Source organism: Pseudomonas sp. HR96 (assembly GCF_034059295.1).
GTDB lineage: Bacteria > Pseudomonadota > Gammaproteobacteria > Pseudomonadales > Pseudomonadaceae > Aquipseudomonas.
This window is the reverse complement of sequence record NZ_CP139141.1, coordinates 1,257,735-1,281,849: the sequence shown is the minus strand read 5'-3', so window position 1 is coordinate 1,281,849 and position 24,115 is coordinate 1,257,735. Positions and strand designations below refer to the sequence as shown.

Below are 24,115 nucleotides of genomic sequence, written 5' to 3'. Positions count from 1 at the left end.
TAAATGTAAAGCAGGCCACTGCCCGACTTCAGCTTTTCGGAAAATCCGCTCCCATGCTGATATCGCGCACCGCCTCGATCTGCTTGAGCCGTGCCTGGCGGTCCGCCAGCACCGTCTCGTAGCCCCAGCTGCCCAGCACCAGATGGCGCGGCGCATCAGGCTTTTCGGTCAAGGCGATCATCGCCTCGCCAGCCCGCACCGGGTCACCGGCCTGGGTGCCGCTGGACTGTTTGGTCGAGTCCAGGCGCTTGGCCGCAGTCTCCTTGTAATCATCGATACGCGACGGCGTCTGGCGCAGCGAGCGCCCGGCCCAGTCGGTGCGAAACGGCCCCGGCTCGACGCAGGTGACCGAGATGCCCAGCGGCTTGACCTCGGCACTGAGCGCATCGGAAAAACCCTCCACGGCGTGCTTGGAGGCCGCGTAGTAGCCAGAGCCCTGGAAGCCGATCAGCCCCGCCACCGAGGTGATGTTGATAATGTGCCCGCTGCGCTGGGCGCGCATGATCGGCAGCACTGCCCGAGTGATGGCGAACAGGCCGAAGACGTTGGCGTCGAACTGCGCACGAATCTCCTGCTCCTCGCCTTCCTCGATCGAGCTCTGGTAGCCGTAGCCGGCATTGTTGACCAGCACATCGACGCGGCCGAAGCGCTGCTGGGCGGCGGCGACCACCTGCTTGACCTGATCGGCCTGGGTCACGTCCAGGTCAACCGTCAGCACCCGCTTCTCGGCGCCCCGGGCCAGTTCGGCGACCCGCGACTTGTCCCGCGCGGTGGCGACCACCCGCCAGCCGCGGGCGATGACCAGCTTGGCCAGTTCGTGGCCGAAGCCGGTGGAGCAGCCGGTGATCAACCAGACCGGCGTGGTTGCAGTATCGTTAGCCATGAGCATGAGTCTCCGTGGTGAAAGGCGCTTGATGATTGCGACCGGCGTTTGCCCGGGTCGTTTCATGAAATGCCCCCTGCCACGGCACAAGTGCAGGATCAGGCAAGGGTTTCAGGCAAGTGCCTGCGCCAAGCTCTGCGCCGGGCCGAAGAACTCGTAATGCCGCTGCCCTGCCGGCACGCCCAGCTCGGCGAGGGCCTGGTCGATGAACGCCATGAACGGCTTGGGTCCGAGGAAGTAGGCGTCGAGGTCGCGGTCAGTGGGCAACCATTGCGCCAAGTGCTCGACATCTGGCCGGCCGACGGCATCGGCAACGCCGCCGGCCGACTCGTGCACCACGTAACCCTTGAACTGCGCATACGTCTGCTGCCAGCGGGCCAGCTCGCCCTGAAAGGCCTGCACCTGGGCATTGCGGGCGTAGTGGATGAAGACCACCGGCCGCTTGCCTGCCGCCAGCGCCGCGTCGGCCATGGCCAAGGTGGGCGTGATGCCCACTCCGCCGCTGATCAGCACGAGCGGCTTGTCGCCGCCATTGAGAGTGAACTGCCCTGACGGCGGGTACAGTTGCAGCACGTGGCCTTCCTCGATGCGGTCATGCAGGAAGTTGGAAGCCACACCGCCGGTTTCGCGTTTGACACTGATGCGGTAGCCCAGGCCGTTGCCAGCGGCCGACAAGGAATAGTTGCGGCGCACTTCCCGACCGTCGACCCACAGGCGCAAGCCGATGTACTGGCCCGGCTGGTGACTGATCACCGCCTGGCCGTCCACCGCCTGCAGATAGAACGAAGTGATCTCGCTGCTCTCGGCCACCTTGGACAACACCTGGAAATCCCGTGCGCCACGCCAGCCGCCGGGCGCGGCGGCCTGGGCCGCATACACAGCCGTCTCGGCCTCTATCAGCAGATCGGCCAATTGCCCATAGGCCGCGGCCCAGGCATCGATGACCGCATCGGTGGCAATCTCGGCGCCGAGCACCTCGCCGATGGCCTGCAAGAGGCAGCGGCCGACGATCGGGTAATGCTCCGGCAGGATCTGCAGCGCCACGTGTTTGTTGATGATCTGCCCGGCCAAGGGCCCGAGGTTTTCCAGGCGGTCGATATTGCGCGCGTACATCAGCACGCCATTGGCCAGCGCGCGCGGCTGGGTTCCGTCCGCCTGGTGCGCCTGGTTGAACAGCGGGCGCACCTCGGGATGATCGGCCAGCAGGGTCCGATAGAAATGCGTGGTCAGGGTTTCGCCGCCGGTTTCCAGCAGAGGTACGGTGGCGGTGATGATGGCGCGTTGCTCAGTAGTCAGCATGGTCGTGCTCCAGTAAGGTAATGCCTGCAGTGGAAAGAGCAACCGTCGTGCCAGGAATAAAATCCTTATAAATCAATGGCTATGACGTCAAATAGTGTCATAGCGACATAGTCAAAAAGACCTCCTCATGAAAAAACAGGTCAATTCGACCCAGCAGACCGAGACGTTGCGGGCGCTGCTGCCATTGCTCAGCGACCTGGCCGAGGAGATCCCGGCGCAGATCCGCTATCAGCGCGTGCTGCACGCCCTGCTCAACCTGCTGCCCAGTGATGCGGTCGCCCTGCTGCGCCTGGACGGCGCCGTGCTGGTGCCCCAGGCGGCCCACGGCCTGGCCATCGACGCCATGGCGCGGCGCTATCCAGTGGCCAGCCACCCACGCCTGCAGGCCATCGTCGACGCACCGGGGGCCATACTGTTCGCCACCGACTGCGGCCTGCCCGACCCTTACGACGGCTTGATCGGCAGCAGTGCCCTGCCGGTGCATGACTGCATGGGCTGCGCGCTGCGCATCAACGAGCAGGTCTGGGGCGTGCTGACCCTGGACGCCTTGCAGGTCGGGCAGTTCACCGACGCCGACCTGCACACCGTGGAAACCTTCGCCCGCCTGGCCGCCGCTACCGTGGTCGCCGCCGCGCACTTCGACGAGCTGCGCCGCAGCGTCGAGGGCGAGCGGGGCCGCGCCGAAGCCTGGCGCCTGGCGCGGCAACCGGCGGTGCAACCGATGATCGGCCAGAGCGCGGCGTTCAAGCAGCTGCTCAGCGAGATCGAACTGGTGGCACCGAGCGACCTCACCGTGCTGATCACCGGCGAAACCGGCGTGGGCAAGGAGTTGGTGGCCCGCCACCTGCACGAACATTCGGCGCGCGCGGGCAAGCCGATGATCAGCGTCAACTGTGCCGCCCTGCCCGAGCATCTGGTGGAAAGTGAATTGTTCGGCCACGTCAAAGGCGCCTTCTCCGGGGCCATCGACAACCGCCTGGGCAAATTCGAGATGGCCCATGGCGGCACGCTGTTTCTCGATGAAATCGGCGAACTGCCGCTGGCCGTGCAGGCCAAGCTGCTGCGGGTGCTGCAAGGCGGCCACCTGCAACGGGTCGGCTCGGACAAGAGCCACACCGTCGACATCCGCCTGCTCGTGGCCACCAACCGCGACCTCATTGCCGAGGTCCGCGCCGGGCGCTTTCGCGCCGACCTCTACCACCGCCTCAGCGTCTACCCGCTGCCCGTGCCGCCGCTGCGCGAGCGCCGCGACGACATCCTTCTACTGGCCGGCGCCTTCGCCGAGGAAAACCGCTGGCGCGTCGGCCTGCCGGCGCTGCGCTTGAGCGCCGCCGCACGCAACGCGCTCACCGCCTACCCCTGGCCCGGCAACATCCGCGAGCTGGAATACCTGCTGGCCCGTGCTGTGCTCAAGTTGCGCAAACGTGCGGCGGACAGCGAGCGCAACGGCGTTCTGTCGCTGGACGTGCAGGACCTCGATCTGCCGGTGGACACCCAGACGCCTGCAGCGACGGCGCAAGCGCAGGCCCTGGCCACGCCTGAGGGCCCGGTCGACTTTCGTGAAGCAGTCGACCAGTTCAAGAAACAACTGCTGCAAAACACCCTCCAACGCCACAACGGCAACCTGGCCGCCGCTGCCCGCGACCTCAACCTGGACCGCGCCAACCTGGCGCGCCTGGCCCATCGCCTGGGTATCGAATGAGGCGGCCGCCTCCGGGAGTTCCAAACATGCACACACCCGATGTTTCCCGCTACATCCGCCTTTGGCCTGGCCTTGATCTGCCCGCGCTGGCGCCCTGGCAAATCACCCAGCACTGCGAAACCCACATCCGCACCCTGCTCGACCGCCTCGGCCCGGGTTACCAACGCCAGGGCGACATCGCGATCCACGAAACCGCCACGGTCGAAAACGGCGCCGTGCTCAAGGGCGCCATCATCATCGGCGGCAACGCCTTCGTCGCCGCCGGCGCCTACCTGCGCGGCGGCGTGTACCTGGGCGCCGACTGCATCGTCGGGCCCAGCTGCGAGCTCAAGACGGTGTTCATGCTCGACGGCAGCAAGGTCGCGCACTTCAACTTCGTCGGCGATTCGCTGCTGGGTGAACGGGTCAATGTCGAAGCCGGAGCGATCATCGCCAACTACCGCAACGAGATGGACGGCGCCGATATCCGTGTCCGTTACGGCGACGCCGTCATCGAAACCGGCGTCAGCAAATTCGGCGCCCTGGTGGGCGATGGCTGCAAGATAGGCGCCAATGCGGTGATCGCGCCGGGGGCGGTGCTGCCGGTGGACGGCCGGGTGAAGCGCCTGGAGCTGGTCGATCAATTCGGCTGAGCCCCGTGAACCTGGCTTTCGGCTGGCCACAGGTGGCTACTATGGCCAATCAAGCCTGGCGTCCGGTGTTGCTTCTCTCGCCAGCTTCGCCGGCTCCTACACGACCTGGGCACCCCGGACCGTTGTAGGAGCCGGCGCAGCTGGCGAAAGCATCACCTCGGTAGCCGATTGAATCATTTGCCGGTATCGCAGCCCATGGCCAATCAAACCTGGCGTCCAGGGTTGCATCGCTCGCCAGCTTCGCCGGCTCCTACGCGAGCTGTGGGGCATCGCGAACCGTTGTAGGAGCCGGCGCAGCTGGCGAAGGCATCACCTCGGTAGCCGGTTGAATCATTTGCCGGAATCGCAGCCCATGGCCAATCAAACCTGGCGTCCAGGGTTGCATCGCTCGCCAGCTTCGCCGGCTCCTACACGACCTGGGCACCCCCGGACCGTTGTAGGAGCCGGCGCAGCTGGCGAAGGCATCACCTCGGTAGCCAGTTGAATCATTTGCCGGAATCGCAGCCCATGGCCAATCAAATCTAGCGTCCAGGGCCGCAACGCTCGCCAGCTTCGCCGGCTCCTACACGACCTGGGCACCCCGGACCGTTGTAGGAGCCGGCGCAGCTGGCGAAAGCATCACCTCGGTGGCCGATTGAATCATTTGCCGCTATCGCAGCCCATGGCCAATCAAACCTGGCGTCCAGGGTTGCAACGCTCGCCAGCTTCGCCGGCTCCTACACGACCTGGGCACCCCCGGACCGTTGTAGGAGCCGGCGCAGCTGGCGAAAGCATCACCTCGGTAGCCGGTTGAATCATTTGCCGGCATCGCAGCCCATGCCCAATCAAACCCGGCGTTGAGGGTCGCCTCGCTCGCCAGCTTCGCCGGCTCCTACCCGACCTGTGGGGCATCGCGAACCGTTGTAGGAGCCGGCGCAGCTGGCGAAGGCATCACTGCGGTAGCCGGTTGAACATTTGCCGGAATCGCAGCCCATGGCCAATCAAACCTGGCGTCCAGGGTTGCAACGCTCGCCAGCTTCGCCGGCTCCTACACGACCTGGGCACCCCCGGACCGTTGTAGGAGCCGGCGCAGCTAGCGAAGGCATCACCTCGGTAGCCAGTTGAATCATTTGCCGGAATCGCAGCCCATGGCCAATCAAACCTGGCGTCCAGGGTTGCATCGCTCGCCAGCTTCGCCGGCTCCTACGCGACCTGTGGGGCATCGCGAACCGTTGTAGGAGCCGGCGCAGCTGGCGAAAGCATCACCTCGGTAGCCGATTGAATCATTTGCCGGAATCGCAGCCCATGGCCAATCAAACCTGGCGTCCAGGGCTGCATCGCTCGCCAGCTTCGCCGGCTCCTACGCGACCTGTGGGGCATCGCGAACCGTTGTAGGAGCCGGCGCAGCTAGCGAAGGCATCACCTCGGTGGCCGATTGAATCATTTGCCGCTATCGCAGCCCATGGCCAATCAAATCTAGCGTCCAGGGCCGCAACGCTCGCCAGCTTCGCCGGCTCCTACACGACCTGGGCACCCCGGACCGTTGTAGGAGCCGGCGCAGCTGGCGAAAGCATCACCTCGGTGGCCGATTGAATCATTTGCCGCTATCGCAGCCCATGGCCAATCAAACCTGGCGTCCAGGGTTGCAACGCTCGCCAGCTTCGCCGGCTCCTACACGACCTGGGCACCCCCGGACCGTTGTAGGAGCCGGCGCAGCTGGCGAAAGCATCACCTCGGTAGCCGATTGAATCATTTGCCGGTATCGCAGCCCATGGCCAATCAAACCTGGCGTCCAGGGTTGCATCGCTCGCCAGCTTCGCCGGCTCCTACGCGACCTGTGGGGCATCGCGAACCGTTGTAGGAGCCGGCGCAGCTGGCGAAGGCATCACCTCGGTAGCCGGTTGAATCATTTGCCGGAATCGCAGCCCATGGCCAATCAAATCTGGCGTCCAGGGCCGCATCGCTCGCCAGCTTCGCCGGCTCCTACCCGACCTATGGGGCATCGCGAACCGTTGTAGGAGCCGGCGCAGCTGGCGAAAGCATCACCTCGGTAGCCGATTGAATCATTTGCCGGAATCGCAGCCCATGCCCAATCAAACCCGGCGTTGAGGGTCGCCTCGCTCGCCAGCTTCGCCGGCTTCTACGCGTCCGACCAGACCCACCACATCCGATGCCCGCAACCGCCGGACCTTGGCTGCCCGCGCCTGGTCCAGCGTGGCATTGGCGCAGTCGATAAAGATGCAGGCCAGATAGGTCAGGCCTTCTTCCTCAATCAGCTCGGCCCGTTCCGGGTCGAAGCCCAGCTCGACGCGGCCTTCATCCGAAACCTGTTTCCAGCCAAGCATCAGACATCGGCAAACGGCCTCGACGATATCCTCGCGCGACGCGAATTGTTCCAAACCAATCGGCGGAAAATGAATCCATTCGTTGTTCATGGGGCTATACCTGTCGGCTCGATGAAAAGGCCGAGCTAGTTAACCGTACGCCGCGAAATAGCCCAAATTGGGATATTCGAGCGAAAAACAGTCCCTTTACTTTATCAACCTGTCTAGTGCGGGCCTTGCAGGGAAAAAGCGATGGACATTGACCGAATCAATTTGGAACAAAACGTCGGCAAAACCGCCTCCAGGCTACTGGCCGCGATCGAAAAGTCGGACAGCATGCTGCAAGGCGTCAAGGCAGGCGCCCGCGCCGAAGGCTTCATGCTGGGGCTCGAAGCAGCAGGCGGGCTCGACGCCGAGCAGCTGGAAGCTCTAGGGGTGTTGTTTGAAGAGACGACGGAGCGGCGGTTGAGTGAAATAGCGGCCTCAGTGCAGCGTTGATTTCCTTGATCCATGGGACGTGTCGCAGAAAGCTGATTTCGCGTACAGGTTCCTGTGTCATGTCGCCGGCGGCGACATGAGGATGACAACGTGTCGTCGAAATCCCGTTTTGCGTACACGTTGCTCTTTCATGTCATCGCCAGCGACACGTTCTTTGCAAAGGTAGCAAGGTGCCATTCAAGACTCAGGCCTACAGCGATCACTCAGGGGCGCAGGCGGCTACCCCTATCATGGTGGGATACAGATGCGGCAATCGAGCCCACAGCGCCAGGCACCGATCCAGTTCGCGCACCCGGGCATTCCACAGCGCCCCTTGGGTGTGCCGGGCCAGGCTCATGTCGGCGACCCGCGCATGGGCATAGAGATAACTGAGCCTCGCGCTGCGGCACCGCTCTCGGAAGGCATCCAGTTCAGCCACGGCAGTTTGATTCCTGGTTCAATCGGGCCACCGTTATACGCTCGTGAGACGTTGATATGAAGGCTGGATTCGCCTACGCCAGCCGGACGCGAAGGTAGAACCGACCCTTACTGTGGATGCCATGTGAAGGACTCCGGGCCATTGCTCGTTACCCCTCCCCCGTGGCATTCCGAGGCCTGCCAAGGTGGGCGATTTTAGCATTCAGGGATGATAGGCTGACCACTGAACATGCTTACGATTGCAAAGTCCACCTTAGTGCACCACCCCCTGCGGGGCACTCCATCGTCAAAGTCGGTAGTGCGCCTTGGCTGTCTTTTTTTGGAGTTACCTGATTGCCCACGTCACTCAACACCAAGGTCTCGACAGGAAATCAGGGACTGGATCTCATCGTCAAGGGTGGACTGCCTTCCAACCGCCTGTATCTGATTGAAGGCACCCCCGGGGCTGGCAAAACCACCATGGCTTTGCAGTTCCTTCTGGAGGCTGTGAAACAAGGACAGCGAGCGCTCTACGTCACCCTTTCCGAGACGGCTGAGGAACTGGAGTTCGTGGCCCAGTCCCACGGCTGGGATCTCACCGGACTCGATCTATTCGAGCTATCCGCCGCCGAGGAGGTGCTGGGTGAAAACAGGCAGCAATCCATACTGCACCCGTGGGAAGCCGAGCTCGGCGACACTATTGGCTTGATCCAGCAACGGGTGCAAGCGCTACAACCTTCGCGAGTGGTGTTCGATAGCCTTTCGGAAATGAGACTGCTGGCGCAGGATTCCCTGCGCTACCGGCGTCAGGTTCTGGCGTTGAAGCAATATTTTGCCGGCCGCAATATCACTGTTCTGCTGGTCGATGACATGACCACCGCCGATGGCATACGAGACAACCATCTGCATAGCCTCTGCCATGGAGTGATAACGCTCGAAAGGCTGACCATGGAGTTTGGTGCTGCCCGTAGACGCCTGCAGGTGCAGAAGCTGCGCGGGGTCAATTTCATTGCCGGGTATCACGACTTCGTGATCGAGGAAGGCGGGCTGCAGGTTTACCCGCGATTGATCTCGGCCAATCACCGTGTGAAATTTGAAGATCAGCAAGTATCAAGCGGTGTTGCTGGCCTTGATCGATTGCTCAACGGCGGCCCGGTGCGAGGCACGAGTACGCTGATCACGGGCCCTGCGGGCACCGGCAAAACCACCATCACTTTGCAGTTCCTCGCAGCGGCGTGCGAGCGTGGTGAAAAATGCACGATCTATGAGTTCGATGAGCGCGTCGGTACCCTGTTGCAGCGGGCCGAGAACATGGGCCTGGACCTTCGTAAACACATCGAAAGTAGTCGTCTGGTCATCCAGCAGATTTCCCCAGCCGAGCTGTCGCCCGGAGAGTTTGCATGGCGTGTACGCAGTGAAGTCGAGAACCGCGGGGTAAGAATGATCGTGGTCGATAGCTTGACGGGCTATCTGGCTGCCATGCCCGAAGAGCAGCAGCTGATCCTGCAAATGCATGAGTTGCTGTCTTACCTGAGCCAACTAGGCGTAGTGACCTTCCTGATCAATCCACAACAGGGTTTGGTCGGCACCATGACCACCAATCTGAATATTTCCTACATTGCCGATACGGTCCTCCTCATCCGTTTTTTTGAAGCTCAAGGGCGTTTGCGCAAGGCGATTTCGGTGCTCAAACACCGCACTGGCTCTCACGAAGATGCCATACGAGAATTGAAAATCGACTCGCATGGTGTACAAGTGGGTGAGCCGCTGGTTGATTTCCGCGGCGTCCTGACCGGCACGCCCGAGTACTTCGGGCCAGACTCCCCGCTGCTGGGTGATAGATCCGGTGAGTGATGCAAACTCCCTCGAAGGGAGTCGCGTCCTGATCAACGCACCGTATGGTGCCGATAATCTGGTGCTCGCCGAATTGCTCGTTCGCGAAGGCTACGACGTCCAGGCGTGCGCAAGCATGGCCGAACTCGCCGGCCATCTCGACCTCAATACCGCTGTAGTGATTCTGACTGACGAATCACTGGCGGGCGACATGACGCGCTTCTCGTCGATCCTCGAGCAGCAGCCGCCCTGGTCTGATATCCCCCTGATACTGCTGGCCAGCAGGCAGTCTCAAGGGAAGGAGTCGCAGTCCATGCGACTTCGTCTTCCCAGTTCAGCGACCAATACCGTCGTCCTGGAGCGCCCGTTGGGCTCTGCGTCGCTGGTCAGCGCAGTAAAGTCGGCCGCGCGCTCCCGGCTCAAGCAATTCGAAATGCGCGACCGCCTCAATGAACTGGCGGATGAACGCGCCAAGCTCAGAGCGCTGGTCGATAACCTGCCGGTCGGTGTGAGCTTCATGGACGTTACGGGTCGCACCGTATTCAGCAACCCCATCTATGAACAGTTCGTACCTCAGGGCATCATCCCTTCGAGGTTGCCGGCCACTGAGCGGCAATGGAGCTCGATAGACGAAAACGGCAGGCCTCTCGATCCCTCACAGTTTCCCGGAGCGCGCGCCCTGAGAGGTGAAGCAGTGGCCGGCAATGAATTTCGATTCACCCCGCCCAATGGCGATCCGCGATGGGCGCGAGTCAGCGCCACTCCACTCTATGATTCCACAGGTCAGATCATGGGGGCGGCGGCCGCGATCATCGACATTGATGCCGAAAAACAGAATGAAATCCTGCTGCGCCAATTCAACCAGGACCTTGAAGACCAGGTCAGAGCGCGTACCCAGGCCTTGGAGGATGCACTCAAGGATCTGAAACTGGAAAGCGAGGAGCGTGCTCGAGCAGAAGAACAACTGCGCCAGTCGTTGAAGATGGAAGCGGTCGGTCAGTTGACCGGGGGCATTGCTCATGACTTCAACAACATGCTGACGGGCGTTATCGGCTCGCTGGACCTCATGCGCTCGCGCATCGAGAAAGCTCGGTATCAGGAGCTCGGCAGATTCATGGCAGCGGCGCAAACTTCCGCGCGACGGGCGGCTTCGTTGACTCAGCGGCTGCTCGCATTTTCCCGGCGGCAGTCGCTGGAGGCCACTAACGTCGATGTAAATGCCTTGATCGATTCCCTGCGTGATCTGCTTGAACGCAGCATCACGGAACAAATCGACCTTGTACTTGGGTTTGAACATCCTCTGGACCCGGCGCGGGTTGACATCAACCAACTCGAAAGCGCGCTGTTGAACCTGGCAATCAACGCCCGGGATGCCATGCCCCATGGCGGCCGACTGAAAATCTGCACGCGCATGGTGGACGTTGATGCACAGACCGCCCTGCAATTTGGCGGCAGCGAAGGGCGTTATGTGGTTATCGAGGTTTGCGATACGGGGGTCGGTATCGCACAGGATCAGCTGAACAAAGTCTTTGAGCCTTTTTACACCACCAAGCCGATCGGGCAAGGCACAGGTCTTGGTCTATCAATGGTGTATGGCTTTGCCCAGCAGAGCCGCGGTTTTGTGCATCTGGCAAGCCAAGTAGGGAAGGGTACTACGGTCACGCTCTTTCTCCCCAAGGCCGAAGAAGAGCCTGCAGCGAGCGCCGAGCTGAACCCTGTTCCGGTCTCGGACGGCAAGGGACGGACAGTATTGGTCGTTGAAGATGACGAGTCGGTTCGCCTGTTGCTCGATGTCGCGCTAGTTGAGTTGGGGTACAAGGTACTTCAAGCGGAACACGCTTCCCACGCGCTCGAAACCCTGCAACAGATCGAGCACCTGGACCTGCTGGTCACTGATGTTGGCCTGCCCGGTATGAATGGACGTCAGCTCGCCGAAATCATGCAGCAGCATTATCCGGACCTGCCTGTCGTATTCGTCACGGGCTACGCCAGGGCCGCGACAGCCCGCGAAGAGTTCCTGGGACCCCGCATGACGATGATCGCCAAGCCATTCACGCTTGAGCAATTGGGCGTTGCTGTCTCGGAGATGCTCATGCATTCGGGAAGTGATGCAGATCTGGACGGCTGAGCCTTCAAAAAGCCAAGACCAGCTATGGCTTAGTCAGCTTTCTGGTCGTTGCGATCCTTCAACAGCCAACTGGTGATCCCCAGAACAAGCGTGGCAAAACCCAGTGCCGCAATGGTCGTCGCTGGCGTGCCTGCCGAATCGAGAATCACGAATTTACGACTCAGCGCCAGCAGCGCGATCAAGAGGACCGTGCGGACCTGAACAATGCTGTCCTTGCGAAATGCAGGTCGAACGATGGAATGCTTGAATTCCATGGCAATCAGCACCGTGAAAATCGAACCGAAAAGCGTTTGAAAAACCCCATGGTCCAGCGGATCGATCGCACCGCCCAGCAGAAGTGGCAGGACTCGTCGATAGAGCTGAAAAAGAGCCATGATGATGACCAGCGCGATGATCACGCCGAGCGCCAGAACGATGACCTGTTCGAAGCGCTCATAGGCGTTCATGAGCGACCACTGAACGCGCAGATTCTTCAATGATGACTTACGAGGTTGGCATTCAACGGTTTGACGATCGTCCATTACACACCTCCCGGGTAACTATGTGCACCAGCCGGACTGGCCAGCCCGATCGTTTCCGAAAATAGGGGAGACAACCCGGTTTTCAAGGGGGGCCCAGCTGCCCGGTAGTCATCCATCGGCTCAGCGTGATGACGCAGGGCGGCCCCCCGACCCATGCCATCCAGCGCCGCGAAAAAATTTTATTTTCCCCTCTTGAATTTTTTTTTGAGTGACCCTAATTTTTTCCCCACGCGACGCCGCGAGCGGGTCGCGTACTAAATCACTTGGAGAAAACTCAGGAGATTTGAATCATGGCTACTACCCTTTCGCTGGCCCCTCTGTTCCGTCAATCGGTGGGCTTTGATCGCTTTAACGACCTGTTCGAGTCGGCGCTTCGCAGCGAGGCTCCCAACACCTATCCTCCTCACAACGTCGAAAAGCACGGTGATGATCAGTATCGGATCGTCATCGCGGCTGCCGGCCTGGCCGAGGAGGATCTAGATATCCAGGTTGAAAAAGGCGTTTTGACGGTTGCCGGTGGCAAACGTGAAAACGAGAAGGCAGTGACCTATCTGCACCAGGGTATTGCACAACGCGCCTTCCGGCTGTCGTTCCGCCTGGCGGACCACATCGAAGTGCGCGGGGCATCGTTGACCAACGGCTTGTTGAGCATCGATCTGCTGCGTGTGATCCCTGAAGAGGCCAAGCCTAAACGCATCACTATTGGTGGCGAAGGCAAGCCTGAGCTGCGTCAGGTCAGTCTGCAATAAAGACCCGCAGCCACTAAAAAAGGCGCTCTTCGGAGCGCCTTTTTTCATCACGAGCCAACCGAATCAACAGTCCTTCCCCACGCCACTGATGCGCCTTACAGGGCCGTAGTGAAGCGATTTCATCGGGAAATAGCCAAGCGCTGGCAGAGCCAACACGGCGTGGAGTGCTCCTTCGTAGCAGTCAGCTTGCATGATCGGTGCGGGCGTATGCCTATGTCGTTCGGATTCGATGGATCCGAATGGTAATGATAATGACTCTCTGTTACATTTCCTCGCTTTTGAAACATTTTGCTACAGGTGGGGCTAGGCCCCGCAGGAGCTTCAAGGGAGAGGGAAAGCAGATGGCTCGCAACAACAAGATAAATTCCAACTTAAATGCCTTGGCGTTGCTGCTCGGTACCTGGAGTTCGCATGGCATGGCCGCCGCCGAATACACGCCCGTCAAGCAGACTGGTGATGGCGTGACGCTGGAGTTGCCTACTTCGGTCATTACCGGACAAGCACCCGAAGGCCAGCAGACTGTCGGTTATCAGGCACAGAACAGTTCCGTTGGCACCAAGACCAGCACGCCTCTATCCGAGACCCCGCGTTCTATCTCAGTGGTGACACGTCAGCGCATTCAGGATCAGGGCTCGCAGACCCTTACCGATATCCTGGGCTATGTGCCGGGTATCTTCGCGCCACCTTTCGCCGTCGGCGACGGCCTGGCGGGTGATCTTTTTTCCATCCGTGGCTACAACGCCACCGACTACGGTTATGGTTTGCTCAAGGACGGCTTACGCCTACAGGGTAATCGGTATGACACCACCACCGAACCTTATGGGTTGGAGCGCACCGAAATTTTCCGTGGCCCAAGCTCGATCCTTTACGGCGAAAACGCGCCGGGTGGTCTGGTCAATCTGGTCAGCAAAAAACCGACCGAAACCGCGCAAGGCGAGGCCAAATTTACTTATGGCAGCAACAACCGCCGCCAGCTCGGGCTCGATGTGTCCGGTCCGTTGACCGACGATAGCCGCATCCTGGGTCGAGTGGTGATGCTGGGCCGCAATGCCGATACGCAGGTTGACTCAGTGCCAGATGACCGTCTGTATATCGCGCCATCCATGACGCTTAATTTCGACGAAGACACCGCATTGACCTTGCTGTCCAGCTATCAGCGCGACCGTAGCAAACTGCTGCTCGGCTATCCGGCAGCCGGAACGCTGCTGAACAACGTCAACGGCAAGATCGGTAAGGACCAGTTCAACGGCAACCCGAACTGGGACGATTTCGAGCGCGAAACCTGGTCCCTGGGTTACGAGTTCAGTCATCAGATCAACGACACCTGGCAGTTCCGTCAGAACTCGCGCTACATGGAGTCACGCCTGAACCGTCATGAAACCTGGCCGAACAATTTGAATCAGGCCGGCTTTGGCAGCACGTTGAGCAGCACCGCGTACAACCGCGACAACAAATCGGTCGCCTACTCCGTGGACAACCAGTTCGAAGGACACTTCATCACTGGTGCGCTGGATAACACTGTATTGCTCGGAGCCAGTTACGACCGTACCTCGTTCAATCAGGACTGGAACGCGGGCTTGGGTGGTACCTACAACGTGTTCAATCCGGTGTTCTCGCCGGTGCAACCGAACGCTTCGCAATACGTGCAGAACTCCCAACTGGATCAGCAGATGTACGGCACGTACGGCCAGCTGCAAAGCAAATATGACAACTGGATTTTCCTGCTGGGCGGCCGCCAGGATTGGGTCCAGAGCGAATACCGCAACCGAGCCAGCGCGGCCCGCCCAGGCAGCGCGGCGGTAGCAGGCACTCATCTGGACGGCTGGGACCACCGTTTCAGCTGGCAGACTGGTTTGATGTACCAGTTCGACAACGGCATCTCCCCGTATGTCAGCTATTCGACTGCGTTCACGCCTGTACAGCAGTCGTCGCAGCCGAATGGGGATCTGCTCGACCCAATCCTCAGTCAACAGTACGAAGTAGGGCTGAAATATGAGCCCGAGGGCTGGAACAGCACCTTCAGCGCTGCAGTCTTTGACCTGAGCAAATCCCACGACGTGGTAGCGGGCAGTAATGGTTTCAGCCAGCAAATAGGCAAGAGCGAGTCCAAGGGCATTGAGCTTGAGGTCAACAGCGACGTCACGCGTAATCTGAGCCTGATGGCGTCGTACACCTACACCGATGCGCGGGTGACTAAAGACGCACCGGGGTCTCTGTTGGAAGATCATCAACTTACGGCCATACCGCGTAACCAGGCGTCGACCTGGGCAACGTATCGCTTCCTCGACGGCGCGCTTGGCGGCTTGCGCCTGGGAGGTGGTGTGCGTTACTTCGACAACACCTTCGCCTACACCGCGCCGACGCTGTACGGCAAGCTGAAGACTGGCGATGTGACGCTGGTGGATGCGCTGGTGGGTTACGACATCGACAAGCACTGGTCGGTGGACGTAAACGCGAAGAACCTGTTCGACAAGGAATACGTGTCGGGCTGCAACAACGCGGGTCGTTGCTATTGGGGTGAAGAGCGAACGGTGCTTGGGACCGTGGCGTTTCGTTGGTAAGCCCTGGTGCACCGACTTGTGATTGTTGCGATCAAACAGTACGACATCACCCGGCGCGAGGAGCGCCGTGGTCACCACCTTGTTCGACGCTGAGGTGCCGTTGAGTACGAAGTAAGTCTTGTCGGCATTGAAAACCTGCGCAGCATGCTGCTGGGCCAGCAGTGGCGGGCCTTCGTGAATCAACAGGTCACCCATCTCCACGTCTGCATTGCAGCGGTCGGCACGGAACAGCGTTTCACCAAAGAACTCGAAGAACTGACGGCCGGTGGGGTGTTTGCGAAAGAACTGACCACCTTGGTGACCGGGACAGGCAAAGGTCGAGTTGCCCCACTGCTCGTACTGTTTGAGAGCCCCGAAAAAGGGGGGCAGCAGGTTCAGCTCATAAAGGTGGGCCGCCGTTTCCAGCTTGTCTCCGTAGAACTCCGCCGTGTCGCTGTTGAGATCGAACACGCCAGTGATCTGCATCAGCACGGCGTCGATATCCGGGAGGGTGTCTGCGGTCAGTCTGTCGGCAGCTGCCACCGCGAAGAAAATCGGGATGTCGAATCCTGACAGGCTGATCCGCGCCACCAGACCATTGCGCACGTCTTCTGCCGTCAAGACAGCTGCGGCGATATCCGTGAAGTCGGTCTGCTCGAAATCGACAATGTGCCGTGAAGTCAGAAAACTCGCACGGGCCGCAGCACTTGAGGCTACTTTTAACATCTTCATCAGGACTGCCTCTGTCAGAGAACCGCCACTGTGAGCGCTCATGCTGGCGTTTATCTAACGCAGATCAAGAAGGCTGTCTTTGAATCCTGAATGATGAGTACCTCTCGTTCAATCCATGGATGGGCCAAGGCGTGTCAGCGAGGTGCAGATGCTGGGAGTCACTGCGGTCAATGTCCTGGTGGTCATGTGCACGGTGGTTCTGCATTACGAATGCCTGTTGCGCTTGAATCTACTGTTGCCGCGCCTCAAGCACTGGGTGCGGTTCAGGCTGGTCATCGGCGTTTTCGGCGCGATGGTTGCCCATGCCCTGGAGGTCTGGTGCTTCGCCCTTGCCTACTGGCTGATCATCGCCTACACGAACTGGGGCAGCCTGCAGGGGCATTTCGACGGCAGCTTGCTGGACTGTGTGTATTTCTCGTTCACCACCTTCACCACCATTGGGTTTGGCGACATACAGCCGGTAGGCCCGCTCAAGTTTCTGACCGGTCTTGAAGCGCTGACGGGCCTGATGCTCATTACCTGGACAGCCTCCTTTCTGTTCCTCGAAATGCAACGCTATTGGAAAGCCGCTCGTTGAGCCGAGTTGTAGTGGTCTACTAACTCCGGACAGCTTTAGGCGAAAATGATCGCCACATAGAGGCGTTCGATGGTAAGAGTTCCGCGAACACACCTTCCGAACTCCAGTATTAAGGGCGATGGTGTCCGCGTATTTTTTAGCGGACGCGATCGCCCTTAACGTCAGGATTTCCATGCGCCAACGAAGCTCTTACCCGAAAACCTTCAAGGCCCAAGTTGTCCAGGAATGCCTGCAACCTGGCGCAACACTATCCAGAAAAATCTCTTCAAGGGTTGCGATGTCTTTTTCGATGAACGAAACGTTCTCGTTTTTCTGGATCTGTTGCGTAATACGCTTCATGGCATGGATGGAAGCGCGCAAGCTGTGGTAGGCCCAGATGACCGTGCTGATGCCAGCCTCTTTATAAAGATTGGTTTCCACACTCGAATACTTTGTCGGTACGATGATGACCGGGCATTGATCTTTCCACAGCTCTGTGAACTCAAGGACTTCGCTGGCGTCCCTGCGCTTTGAGTGAATCAGAATGGCGTCGGCACCGGCACGGTGATACTTGTGTGCCCTCTCAAGCGCTTCATCCATACCTAACCCGCTGATCAGTGCTTCTACGCGGGCGACGACCATGAAGTCCTCGTCCAACTGACTGTCTTTAGCGGCGCGCAATTTCCCGCAGAACTCGTTGGCGTTGGCCAGATCATTACCGCCGGAGATAAACTAATTGACCTTGGGAAAGAGTTTGTCTTCAAGGCAAACACCGGCGATGCCGCGCTGGCAGAGTTTTTTTGTCAGGCGCCAAACGTTGTTGAAGTTGCCAAAACCGGTATCACCGTCGACTAGAATGGGCACCGATGTGTGATCGCTCATGAACTCGACAATATCGAGAATCTGCGTCCAAGACGCTTCATTGCGATCGCACAATCCTAGAGAAGCGGAAATCGATAGACCCGAAGCCCAGAGCCCTTTGAAGCCGCTCTCTTGCGCAATCCTAGCGCTTAGAGCGTTGTGGGCTTCCATGAGGAAACTTGTATTTTTGTCCTGAATCAATGACTTTAACGTGGTTGTCTTTTTCATTATTGTATTCCTTTAAAGGGGCATTCCATAAGTACGGAGTTTTGGCACTTTCAAGGCATTGCCACGGCGGGTCGATTATAGCCCTCCCGCCAGATCGATAAAGCTGCCGGTCACGTAAGAAGACTGTTCGCAAAGCAACCACAAAACAGCAGCTGCCACTTCTTCTGGTTCGCCGCCACGCCCCATAGGCAAGCGGGACTTAAATTTCTCGACCCGGTCCGAATCACCGCTCAAAGCGTGAAAATCGGTGCGAATGAAGCCAGGTCTTACCGCGTTGACTCGGATGCCATCCGGCGCTACCTCCTTAGCCAAACCGATGGTCAGGCTGTCCACTGCGCCCTTGGAGGCTGCATAGTCCACATACTCGCACGCCGATCCAAGGCGGGAGGCTGCCGACGAAACGTTGACGATGGCGCCACCCGTACCGCCGTGTTTATTTGACATACGCAAAATCGCGTGTTTACAACACATCACCGTCCCGAACACATTGGTGGCAAACACCTGCCTGATCCGGTGCCAGTCCATGCTTTCCAGCCGACTCGCCTGGCCTACGGTGCCTGCACTGTTGACCAGCACCGTGAGCCGGCCCAATCGCTCGTCGACTTCCTGAAACAACCGTTCGACGTCGCGCTCGACACTGACGTCGGCCTGTACGGCAATGGCTCTGCCACCGCGAGCTTCAAGTTCCTGGCACAGTAACTGAGCGGCTCGGGCGTCGCGCAGGTAGTTGATACACACTGCGTACCCCTGCGCCACTGCCTGTAATGCAGTTGCTGCGCCAATCCCGCGACTGCCTCCAGTAATCAGCATGACTTTGGACATGATTAGCTTACTCCTCGATCTTTTTGATCACGTAGTACGTGAATTGACCGATCTGTTGTCGCAGTCGATCCCGCGCGACGATGTAATTCTGAATGGTCCCTTTCTCGACCATCTGCTCGACACACTTCAAAACGTCACCCAGTTCTTTTTCATCGAGCAAGGCAAAGTGTGAATCGCCCTGGCGAAACTCCAGTGAGGCCAAGGAGTGGGGATCAAAGTAACCGGTTTTCTGGATAATGCTGTCGATATTGATCACGCGATCTGTAATCTGGAAACCGATAGTGCGCAAGAACGCTTGCAGTGGCTCATATTCAATAAATCGCGGCTTCATGCGATGGACCGCTGTTTCAATCAACTTGCCCCACCAGACACCGTCTTCCAGCTGGTTATGGGTGATGGTGTTGATCAGGATGACACCATCGTCTTTCAGAGATTTTGCCGCCTCACTTAGAAAGTGCTTCATCGATTTAAAATCATCCGCGGGGTCCAGATGATGAAGAGACTGATTACACATTACTGCGTCATACACTTGGCCCTCACTGGAATACAGCGAAAGATCACATTGTTTCCACACGGTATTACTCAGGCCATTACTTTCTATTTTTTTCCTGCACTGGGCTAACATATTTTCACTGTAGTCAGCACAGACAACATTAATACCTACGCGCGCCAACTCCAGCGCATAGTTTCCGGTACCACAGCCGGCATCTAGTACCGTTATTAGATGGGCAGGCCTGTTTAGTTTGGTCAGATAACCTAAAATAACTTCGATGCCGACAGCAGTTCGCGTCTTATCGTAATTGATAGATGTTGTATTATATTGCTCGTATTTACTCACAAGACATTCTCGACTTATACAAGTTATTTGCCGCCCGACGCTGCTAATCGAACAAACAGTTTCAGGCAGAAGCAATAAGGGAAAACAGCTCTTTTGCTTTAAACCCCATGCGGGTTTTTATTTTGTGGTTAGTTCTGCCAATTTCGATGCTGGTCAATCCTTCCTGTTTGGCGTAACGGAATGCTTCCAGCATACACACGCTATAAGGACTGAAGTCTGTCTTGTCATACGACATACCAGCCGCCCATATATGTAAGGTCATACCATGGACAAAGCAGACCATGACCCCCAGTATCTGATCATGCTCTTCCACACTGATGATGCGAATCAGGTCGGCGCAGGTTTCAACAAACGTTTTGAAAACCGACGGCGGGTAATAATCCGGGGTGCCATGCCGGGCGCTGGTGGCGCAGACCAGTTCGGCTATCTGCGCCAGGTCGGTCACCGGCAACGACTGGACCTGCGCTCGATGATGGCTGTTCTGGAATTTTCGTTGCTGACGATTCATTTCCCGACGGCCGTCGGCGGGAAGCCCAGCGATGTAGTCTTGCACCGTGTCTACACAGGCGATGTCCATGAAGTAACGACTCCACATGAAACTTGCCTGATAGCCTTCTGAAACACCTACCGACACCAGTTCATTATTGGCTATATTGATCAAACCAACGTACTTGGCACCTAACCGGGTACCCAGCGCTTTTATAGACTTTAATATGTCGCCCCGAACGACATCGGCCTGTTCCGTCGATGCAATTATCTCACTATCATAACTGTGCATTATATGGCCCAGGCAGACGAGATCATCGTTGAAGTTAAGATTGGTAGCACGGGACAAGGAGCCAAAGGGGTCTGGAGAACTTTGCGAATAGACAACTGTGAAACCCACCAGCGTGGAGTGCTGATAAGCAAGAATATAATATGCTTTGAGTATGGGCAGCAGCGGGTAATGATGAGCAGCCCTGAGAAACCGGACATCGTAGAAAAACGAAGCATTGGCAGCAGTGTTCAGCTCTGTTATGCAGCTTAAAGGCAGTCGATCAAAGTCGCTGATTACTTTTATGATCTTACTCATACCTTGATATCCATGTCTTAGGTTCTTGGATCCATCTCACAACCCAGCCTGGCGAGAGAATCGGAGAATGTCGAGCGTTAAATTTAGTTCGATCAGCACAAAGAGTTTTTCTCCAGCACTGAAAGATTCTCCCAACAAGCTCTCAAATTTGGTGAATACGCCTGACCACCTGATCCGAGCCGCTCATGAGCCAGATGAACTTGGCCCATTTCGAATATGCCGGCAAGCGCGACCGTGTTTCGAGTTATGTCAGTTATGCAACGAAGATTTTGTGCCAATTGACCTGCGTTGTGGTGCGATCGCCTAGTGCAGAGGGGGATAGCGCGATCATGCAACAGCCGAGCGCTGTCGAAAAGCCCTCCTACGCCCTGCCCTCCTCCTTTTGATCCTTGGCCGGCGCCTCCTGCGCCTCCAGCCAGTCATGCGCATTTTGCAATTGGCGTAGCTGCATGGCCGCGCTCTCGACCTGCACCCGTAGCCCGGCGCTTTCCTCCTTGGCATCCGAGCGCTGCACGCGCAGCTGGTCGACCAGGTCGCGACTGTGCGTCAGTTCCCGAGTCAGTCGTTCGGTTTCCAGCTTGGCGGCATCGCGCACCCGGCTGGTCTCCATCATCAGGTGATTGGTGGTGCTCTCGAAGATGTCCGCCTGGCGACTGACCTCGGCGCGCAGCGCGCTATTCTCCTCCTGGTGCACCGCTTGAAGCCGAGCGAGCTCGGCCGCATGCGTCTGCGCAAAGCGCGCCTGCTCGGCCTGATGCGTCGTCTGCAGGCTCCAGCTCAATGGCGTGCCGCTGCCCTTGCTGCTGATGCTGGTTCATCACCTTGCGCAGCTCGCCGCGGATCTCTTCGTTCTGGGCCTGTGCCCGATCGAGCTGCGCGCTGAGCCGCTGCACCTGCTCGGTCAGCAAGGCGACCTGCCGCTCCTGGTCGGCGAAGCGTCCCCTAGCCTGCTCCGCCTCTTCCAGCGCTACGGCCGCCCGGGCATTCGCCTGATCCGCTTCTTGCACGTGGTGCGAGCGCTCGATCGCATACGCGGCGGTGGCTTCATTCAGCGCCACCTCCCACACGCTGTCCAGCACCTAGCACACCGCCTCCGGTATTCCCGGTCGTTTGAGCCGGGCACTGAGCAAAGGCCCGGTCCGGGCCCAGAACTGGTTTACTTCATCGCCCACCACGTTCGGCGACGCGGTCACCCCGTGCTCCTCCAGGATCAGTGTCCGAATCGCGCTCACTGACACCTCGCCACCCGCTTCGAGCAGCTGCGCCGGGTAGTGGCGCACCAGGTCACGGGTCTTGGGCAGGCCAGTGGGGCCGGAAATCAAGGTCACAGGCGTTTTTCCTTTTTGAAATGACAAAACGAGGTGCGGAGCTCGAACTGTTGGCCCGTCACGCCCTGTGAATACGGGGGTAACGGGTGAAAAAAGCCAGTTTAGCCCGTTTGAGTATTAATAAGAAAACTACTTCAATCAATACGAAATGTATCCCTGTTCCGAAAAATTCGTGATACCTCCGATTATCACGAATTTTTCACATAACTAATCGTCAAATTATTTCTGGCCTATACCCCAACGACCAAACCAACGTCTTGATAATGATGCTTATGGTTTAATACCAAGTCAGACCACTCCGCTCCCACCGCGCCGGTCTTGGAACAATAAAAAAATATGTTCGCGCGAAAATAGGTTAATTAACCTGTGGAAAGAGTATGCGCGGCGGATTAGTAAGATAAACCCTGAAGCGGGCAAAAACTTCAGGTATCACCAACCTGTTTGAACGCGACTCAGTGTACCTAATACCATAACCCGGGTTTCTGACTCATGGCACAGTTTTTGGTAGTGCCTAAGTTTGCAGCAGATAGCGGTACTGCTCAAACATAAAGATCAGTTCAATCAGATACCTTGCTCCCCTTGTCGAAAGTTTCTCACCGCTACCAGGCGGTACAACTCTAGAAAGTGCTCGAATCCTATCGTGATCTGACGAGTTAATTGGATACCAGCTGGAAACGGCTGACGTATTGAAGGAAGGTCGGACGTTCTGAGCCTTGGCAAGAACAGTCATTCGGCTGCGCTGAAGGGAAACGATGTAGAACATAGCTATATCGTGCTAGTCACATCTTGCGATGGCACTCTTGCGACCCTCGCAACGCCGACCACGATGCAAGTCGTATGCAACAGCACGCTCTCCACTACCGTCAAGGGTCCGCCATTAGCGGTCAAGGTACCTCAGCACTCGGTTCGATGCAGCCGCAGTCAAACGGCACCTCCGCCTGGCGGTCTCTAACTGGAAGACGTTCATGTATGGAATGAAAATCATGTCTGAGCACAAGGTCACTCTGTGAGAGGCCAAAGACTACATCGCCTACGTGATCACGCACACCATAGCACTGGTTCCATGTCTGCCAAGGTTCAGACTCAGTATATTGATCATGAACATCGCGCACGAAACCCGGAATTCAGGATGACTGCGCATGGCTTTGCCAAGGGTAGCTCTAAGCGGGGGCGCTTTGAGGGCCAGCGTTGTTTGGTGATGTAATCCTAGCCACGCAAGCACGAAATGGGTTAACGAGTACAGGAATAGCAAAAACCAAAAAGCCCCGCATCGCGGGGCTTTTCGTACAACACATAATGGCGGAGAGATAGGGATTTGAACCCTAGGTACTGTTGCCAGTACAACGGATTTCGAATCCGTCCCGTTCGGCCACTCCGGCATCTCTCCAATGGCGCGCATCATACCAACCTATTTGCCGGAAGCGAAGCCCCCAAGGCAAAAAAATTCGCGTGCTATCAAACGCTTGCGCGCCAACGGGGTTTACAGCGGCACGCCGAGGCGCTGGGCCACTTCTTCGTAGGCTTCGATTACGTCGCCGAGGCCCTGGCGGAAGCGGTCCTTGTCCATCTTCTTGCGGGTTTCCTTGTCCCACAGGCGGCAGCCGTCGGGGCTGAATTCGTCGCCCAGGACGATCTGGCCGTGGAATGTGCCGAATTCAAGCTTGAAGTCGACCAGTAGCAGGCCGGCGTCGTCGAACAGCTTGGTCAGCACTTCGTTGACCTTGAGCGACAGCTCTTTCATGCGCACGAGGTTTTCAGCGGTGCCCCAGCCGAACGCCACGACGTGGGATTCGTTGATGAACGGATCGCCCTTGGCGTCGTCCTTGAGGAACAGCTCGAAGGTGTAGGGGTTGAGCTTCATGCCCTCTTCCACGCCCAGGCGCTTGACCAGGCTGCCGGCGGCGTAGTTGCGCACGACGCACTCGACCGGAATCATGTCGAGCTTTTTCACCAGGCATTCATTGTCGCCCAGCAGCTTGTCGAACTGGGTCGGCACGCCGGCTTCTTCGAGCTTCTGCATGATGAAGGCGTTGAACTTGTTGTTGACCATGCCCTTGCGGTCGAGCTGTTCGATGCGCTTGCCGTCGAACGCCGAGGTGTCGTTGCGAAACAGCAGGATCAAGCGGTCGGCGTCGTCGGTCTTGTACACCGACTTGGCTTTGCCGCGGTAGAGTTCTTCACGTTTTTCCATGAT

21 protein-coding genes, 1 tRNA gene and 2 pseudogenes are annotated in these 24,115 nt (G+C 58.3%); 9 read left to right on the top strand and 15 right to left on the bottom strand.

Annotation, left to right across the window (positions count from 1 at the left end):
* Window positions 1-28 precede the first annotated feature (28 nt).
* Both SFA35_RS06065 and hmpA read right to left on the bottom strand, forming a co-directional pair.
* Window positions 29-883 (bottom strand): oxidoreductase, encoded by an 855-nt coding sequence (locus SFA35_RS06065; protein ID WP_320576249.1) that lies wholly within the window; start codon window positions 881-883, stop codon window positions 29-31.
* A gap of 111 nt (window positions 884-994) precedes the next feature.
* On the bottom strand, window positions 995-2,182 hold the full coding sequence (gene hmpA / locus SFA35_RS06060; protein ID WP_320576248.1) for an NO-inducible flavohemoprotein: 1,188 nt from the start codon (window positions 2,180-2,182) through the stop codon (window positions 995-997).
* 127 nt (window positions 2,183-2,309) lie between these two features.
* Here hmpA and norR point away from each other — a divergent pair, with 127 nt between their 5' ends.
* Both norR and SFA35_RS06050 read left to right on the top strand, forming a co-directional pair.
* Window positions 2,310-3,884 carry a nitric oxide reductase transcriptional regulator NorR gene (gene norR, locus SFA35_RS06055; protein ID WP_320576247.1) on the top strand — a complete coding sequence of 525 codons (1,575 nt, stop codon included), beginning with the start codon at window positions 2,310-2,312 and terminating at the stop codon, window positions 3,882-3,884.
* 26 nt (window positions 3,885-3,910) lie between these two features.
* Complete coding sequence (locus SFA35_RS06050; protein ID WP_320576246.1) at window positions 3,911-4,516, top strand: transferase; 606 nt, start codon at window positions 3,911-3,913, stop codon at window positions 4,514-4,516.
* A 2,072-nt stretch (window positions 4,517-6,588) separates the two neighbouring features.
* Here SFA35_RS06050 and SFA35_RS06045 read toward each other — a convergent pair.
* The gene (locus SFA35_RS06045; RefSeq protein WP_320576245.1) at window positions 6,589-6,930 is read right to left on the bottom strand and encodes a hypothetical protein; all 342 of its coding nucleotides are present in this window, start codon (window positions 6,928-6,930) and stop codon (window positions 6,589-6,591) included.
* 141 nt (window positions 6,931-7,071) lie between these two features.
* On the opposite strand from SFA35_RS06045, the gene SFA35_RS06040 reads away from it, so the two are divergent.
* Window positions 7,072-7,317, top strand: coding sequence for a hypothetical protein (locus SFA35_RS06040; protein ID WP_320576243.1), 246 nt, complete (start codon window positions 7,072-7,074; stop codon window positions 7,315-7,317).
* 199 nt (window positions 7,318-7,516) lie between these two features.
* Here the strand turns inward: SFA35_RS06040 and SFA35_RS06035 are convergent, their stop codons facing one another.
* Window positions 7,517-7,735: a hypothetical protein gene (locus tag SFA35_RS06035; protein ID WP_320576242.1), complete on the bottom strand. Its 219-nt coding sequence runs from the start codon at window positions 7,733-7,735 to the stop codon at window positions 7,517-7,519.
* Window positions 7,736-8,067: 332 nt separating this feature from the next.
* Here SFA35_RS06035 and SFA35_RS06030 point away from each other — a divergent pair, with 332 nt between their 5' ends.
* Together SFA35_RS06030 and SFA35_RS06025 are read left to right on the top strand one after the other, a co-directional pair.
* Entirely contained in the window at window positions 8,068-9,567 is a 1,500-nt protein-coding gene (locus SFA35_RS06030) for an ATPase domain-containing protein (protein ID WP_320576240.1), read from the top strand.
* Window positions 9,560-11,674: a response regulator gene (locus SFA35_RS06025; protein ID WP_320576239.1), complete on the top strand. Its 2,115-nt coding sequence runs from the start codon at window positions 9,560-9,562 to the stop codon at window positions 11,672-11,674. Before SFA35_RS06030 ends, SFA35_RS06025 begins: the two co-directional genes overlap by 8 nt.
* Window positions 11,675-11,703: 29 nt before the next feature.
* On the opposite strand, the gene SFA35_RS06020 is transcribed toward SFA35_RS06025, so the two are convergent.
* Window positions 11,704-12,195, bottom strand: a complete 492-nt coding sequence (locus SFA35_RS06020; RefSeq protein ID WP_320576236.1) for a phosphate-starvation-inducible PsiE family protein — start codon at window positions 12,193-12,195, stop codon at window positions 11,704-11,706.
* A gap of 290 nt (window positions 12,196-12,485) precedes the next feature.
* Between SFA35_RS06020 and SFA35_RS06015 the strand changes: the two genes are divergently transcribed.
* A complete protein-coding gene (locus tag SFA35_RS06015; protein ID WP_320576234.1) occupies window positions 12,486-12,944 on the top strand; it encodes an Hsp20 family protein in 459 nt (152 codons plus the stop codon).
* Between the two features lie 416 nt (window positions 12,945-13,360).
* Entirely contained in the window at window positions 13,361-15,505 is a 2,145-nt protein-coding gene (locus tag SFA35_RS06010) for a TonB-dependent siderophore receptor (RefSeq protein WP_320578862.1), read from the top strand.
* Here the strand turns inward: SFA35_RS06010 and SFA35_RS06005 are convergent.
* Window positions 15,506-16,216, bottom strand: a pseudogene (locus SFA35_RS06005) (Orn/Lys/Arg decarboxylase N-terminal domain-containing protein); the annotation flags it as partial.
* Window positions 16,217-16,364: 148 nt separating this feature from the next.
* Here SFA35_RS06005 and SFA35_RS06000 point away from each other — a divergent pair.
* A complete protein-coding gene (locus SFA35_RS06000; RefSeq protein WP_320576232.1) occupies window positions 16,365-16,793 on the top strand; it encodes a potassium channel family protein in 429 nt (142 codons plus the stop codon).
* Between the two features lie 189 nt (window positions 16,794-16,982).
* On the opposite strand, the pseudogene aepX reads toward SFA35_RS06000, so the two are convergent.
* The 7 genes and pseudogenes from aepX to SFA35_RS05965 form a co-directional block, all read right to left on the bottom strand.
* Window positions 16,983-17,804, bottom strand: a pseudogene (gene aepX, locus SFA35_RS05995) (phosphoenolpyruvate mutase).
* Window positions 17,805-17,936: 132 nt separating this feature from the next.
* Window positions 17,937-18,683 carry an SDR family oxidoreductase gene (locus SFA35_RS05990; RefSeq protein ID WP_320576230.1) on the bottom strand — a complete coding sequence of 249 codons (747 nt, stop codon included), beginning with the start codon at window positions 18,681-18,683 and terminating at the stop codon, window positions 17,937-17,939.
* Between the two features lie 7 nt (window positions 18,684-18,690).
* Entirely contained in the window at window positions 18,691-19,521 is an 831-nt protein-coding gene (locus tag SFA35_RS05985) for a class I SAM-dependent methyltransferase (RefSeq protein WP_320576228.1), read from the bottom strand.
* 61 nt (window positions 19,522-19,582) lie between these two features.
* The gene (locus tag SFA35_RS05980; protein WP_320576226.1) at window positions 19,583-20,593 is read right to left on the bottom strand and encodes a GNAT family N-acetyltransferase; all 1,011 of its coding nucleotides are present in this window, start codon (window positions 20,591-20,593) and stop codon (window positions 19,583-19,585) included.
* 361 nt (window positions 20,594-20,954) lie between these two features.
* The gene (locus tag SFA35_RS05975) at window positions 20,955-21,287 is read right to left on the bottom strand and encodes a hypothetical protein (protein ID WP_320576225.1); all 333 of its coding nucleotides are present in this window, start codon (window positions 21,285-21,287) and stop codon (window positions 20,955-20,957) included.
* Window positions 21,268-21,672, bottom strand: coding sequence for a hypothetical protein (locus tag SFA35_RS05970; RefSeq protein WP_320576224.1), 405 nt, complete (start codon window positions 21,670-21,672; stop codon window positions 21,268-21,270). The genes SFA35_RS05975 and SFA35_RS05970 overlap by 20 nt, the downstream gene beginning before the upstream one ends.
* A complete protein-coding gene (locus tag SFA35_RS05965) occupies window positions 21,673-21,921 on the bottom strand; it encodes a hypothetical protein (RefSeq protein WP_320576221.1) in 249 nt (82 codons plus the stop codon). It abuts the gene before it with no gap.
* Between the two features lie 772 nt (window positions 21,922-22,693).
* Here SFA35_RS05965 and SFA35_RS26665 point away from each other — a divergent pair.
* The gene (locus tag SFA35_RS26665) at window positions 22,694-22,873 is read left to right on the top strand and encodes a DUF932 domain-containing protein (protein WP_414058498.1); all 180 of its coding nucleotides are present in this window, start codon (window positions 22,694-22,696) and stop codon (window positions 22,871-22,873) included.
* A gap of 345 nt (window positions 22,874-23,218) precedes the next feature.
* Here the strand turns inward: SFA35_RS26665 and SFA35_RS05960 are convergent.
* Window positions 23,219-23,308 (bottom strand) — tRNA-Ser (locus SFA35_RS05960).
* A gap of 93 nt (window positions 23,309-23,401) precedes the next feature.
* Complete coding sequence (purC, locus tag SFA35_RS05955; protein WP_320576219.1) at window positions 23,402-24,112, bottom strand: phosphoribosylaminoimidazolesuccinocarboxamide synthase; 711 nt, start codon at window positions 24,110-24,112, stop codon at window positions 23,402-23,404.
* Between the last annotated feature and the right edge of the window lie 3 nt (window positions 24,113-24,115).

Excerpts from the sequence above, each read along its gene's own strand:
- SFA35_RS06040 (WP_320576243.1), top strand. The coding sequence starts at position 7,072 with ATGGACATTGACCGAATCAATTTGGAACAAAACGTCGGCAAAACCGCC.
- hmpA (WP_320576248.1), bottom strand. The coding sequence starts at position 2,182 with ATGCTGACTACTGAGCAACGCGCCATCATCACCGCCACCGTACCTCTG.
- SFA35_RS05990 (WP_320576230.1), bottom strand. The coding sequence starts at position 18,683 with ATGTCCAAAGTCATGCTGATTACTGGAGGCAGTCGCGGGATTGGCGCA.
- SFA35_RS06065 (WP_320576249.1), bottom strand. The coding sequence starts at position 883 with ATGGCTAACGATACTGCAACCACGCCGGTCTGGTTGATCACCGGCTGC.
- SFA35_RS06000 (WP_320576232.1), top strand. The coding sequence starts at position 16,365 with ATGCTGGGAGTCACTGCGGTCAATGTCCTGGTGGTCATGTGCACGGTG.
- SFA35_RS06020 (WP_320576236.1), bottom strand. The coding sequence starts at position 12,195 with ATGGACGATCGTCAAACCGTTGAATGCCAACCTCGTAAGTCATCATTG.
- purC (WP_320576219.1), bottom strand. The coding sequence starts at position 24,112 with ATGGAAAAACGTGAAGAACTCTACCGCGGCAAAGCCAAGTCGGTGTAC.
- SFA35_RS06010 (WP_320578862.1), top strand. The coding sequence starts at position 13,361 with ATGGCCGCCGCCGAATACACGCCCGTCAAGCAGACTGGTGATGGCGTG.
- SFA35_RS06045 (WP_320576245.1), bottom strand. The coding sequence starts at position 6,930 with ATGAACAACGAATGGATTCATTTTCCGCCGATTGGTTTGGAACAATTC.
- SFA35_RS06050 (WP_320576246.1), top strand. The coding sequence starts at position 3,911 with ATGCACACACCCGATGTTTCCCGCTACATCCGCCTTTGGCCTGGCCTT.
- SFA35_RS06015 (WP_320576234.1), top strand. The coding sequence starts at position 12,486 with ATGGCTACTACCCTTTCGCTGGCCCCTCTGTTCCGTCAATCGGTGGGC.
- SFA35_RS05980 (WP_320576226.1), bottom strand. The coding sequence starts at position 20,593 with ATGAGTAAGATCATAAAAGTAATCAGCGACTTTGATCGACTGCCTTTA.
- norR (WP_320576247.1), top strand. The coding sequence starts at position 2,310 with ATGAAAAAACAGGTCAATTCGACCCAGCAGACCGAGACGTTGCGGGCG.